Raw genomic sequence first — 1,769 nt, forward strand, 5'->3', positions numbered from 1 at the left:
GGTCGCGCCGCCCCCGGCAGCGGCTACTGCTGGTAGGCGGTGATCAGCTGGCGGACTTTGTTCTTGCCGATGCATCCGCCTTCGTGGCGGTGGGCGCTGGGCGGGGCGCCGTTGCGGCCGCGCAGGTGCGACCAGAACTTCGGGCCTTCCCACGGGCACAGGAGGCAGGAGAGGTACCAGTGGTTGTCGGAGCCGGGGAATCCGGTGAGGACGGCCCGCCAGTGGTGGGCCGCGAGGCCCTCGAACGCTGTGATCGCGCTCTTGATGTTGCGGGTCGTCGCGGGCATCCGCGGGTGCAGGAGGGGCACTGGGCCGCACAGGGGCGTGGGTGCCTCGGCACGTGCCTGGTCCAGCGGAATGGCTGTGATGCGGCCGACGGCGTACTCCGCTGCGAGGTAGGCGGCGGCCATATCGATGCCCGCCTGTCCCTTGGGCGGGCGGCGGAGGTTGTGCTCCCCCTCGCTGGAGTCGACGAACCATTCGCGGTGCCAGCGGTGGGCGCGTCCGATGACCTGGTCTTTGCCGATGATCACGGGGTAGCGGCACGCGGTGTCGGGGTCGCCGATGCGGTACGGAAGGGCAGTCTGGAGGGTCTGCGCGGTTACGGTGGTGCCTGTTCTGGTGAGAGAGGGCCCGCCCCGGTGCACTCGGCCGCCGGGGCGGGCGGGGCGTTACGCGGTGGCGGCCGTCGGGCCCGGTCGCATCTCGTCGGCGCTCTTCCGGCCGGTGACCTCGTCGTAGGGGAAGCGCCATGTCCGGTCCGAGTGGGTCATGTCGGCGGCGTGGACGACCTTCTTGCCGATGCCGGTGTGCAGGTGCGGGGTGGTCAGGCTCTTGGCGTTGACCCGCAGGACTTCCCACCACTGCCCGTGCGCCTGGACGTAGTCACCGCGCCGGAAGTCCGCCTTCGTCCAGACGTTGAAGCCGTTGGCTTCGGCCTCTTTGATCACGTCCTGCCAGTAGGCGATTTCCTCGGTGAGCTCCTGGTGGCGTAGCTCCAGCTCCTGGCAGACCTCGGGGTATCGGCTGTCCTGCGGGGAGCCGTAGGTGGCCTCGTCGTGCTGGCGCCGCTCCACTGCCCGGAGTTCGGCGTGGAGCTTGTCGATCCGGCGCAGAGTGCGGCCGGGGTCCTTGCGGAAGGCTTCGTATCCGGCGGCGGCCTTCTCCCGGTCGGCCCAGTACCCGGCCTTGTCCTGCTCCGCGATGCTGGTCCGCATGGCGTTGTCGATGCGCTCGTGATCGCGGCGGGCGCGGCGCTCGGAGTGGTGCCCCACCAAGATGGGCTGGCCCATGGGGATGCCGTCGGCGACCTCGTGTCCGCGCCGCCATGCGGACTCGGACCTTGTAGCGGCGTTGTCCGCGTACTGGCCGAAGCGTTCGGCGCGGCCTTCGGCCCGCTCGACGCGGTCTTGTTCGGCCTCGGCGAAGGTGCGGCGGTCGGTCTCATCGATGGTGACGGAGACCTCGAAGCCTTCGGCGCGGAGGCGGTCGGCGAGTGCCTCCAGCATGGGGCGGGAGGTGCGCTTGTCGCGGCTGTAGGGCAGGTACCAGCACCCGAGGGTGCCCGACCACTTGGCGAGCGTGGTGTAGCCGGATGCGTAGTGCCGGGTACGGAGGACTTCCTTCGAGCCGTCGTTGCGGCTCGTGCCCTCGATGAGGGTTCCTTCGCGGCGGGAATGTGTGATCTCTATGGCCACTGAACTGTCTTTTCTGGTGAGAGAGTTCGTTCCGGTCGAAGACCGGAGCGTTGCTTTGAAGCGGGCCTGCGC

Annotated in this window: 2 protein-coding genes; both read right to left on the minus strand. The window is 69.4% G+C overall.

What is annotated here, in order from left to right; genetic code table 11:
* Nucleotides 1–23: 23 nt before the first annotated feature.
* Nucleotides 24–533 (minus strand): hypothetical protein, encoded by a 510-nt coding sequence (locus ACFU99_RS42660; RefSeq protein WP_384403905.1) that lies wholly within the window; start codon nt 531–533, stop codon nt 24–26.
* Nucleotides 534–671: 138 nt separating this feature from the next.
* Nucleotides 672–1,697 (minus strand): DUF3560 domain-containing protein, encoded by a 1,026-nt coding sequence (locus tag ACFU99_RS42665; RefSeq protein ID WP_384403908.1) that lies wholly within the window; start codon nt 1,695–1,697, stop codon nt 672–674.
* Between the last annotated feature and the right edge of the window lie 72 nt (nt 1,698–1,769).

The organism is Streptomyces sp. NPDC057654 (assembly GCF_042800135.1).
Classification (GTDB): Bacteria; Actinomycetota; Actinomycetes; order Streptomycetales; family Streptomycetaceae; genus Streptomyces.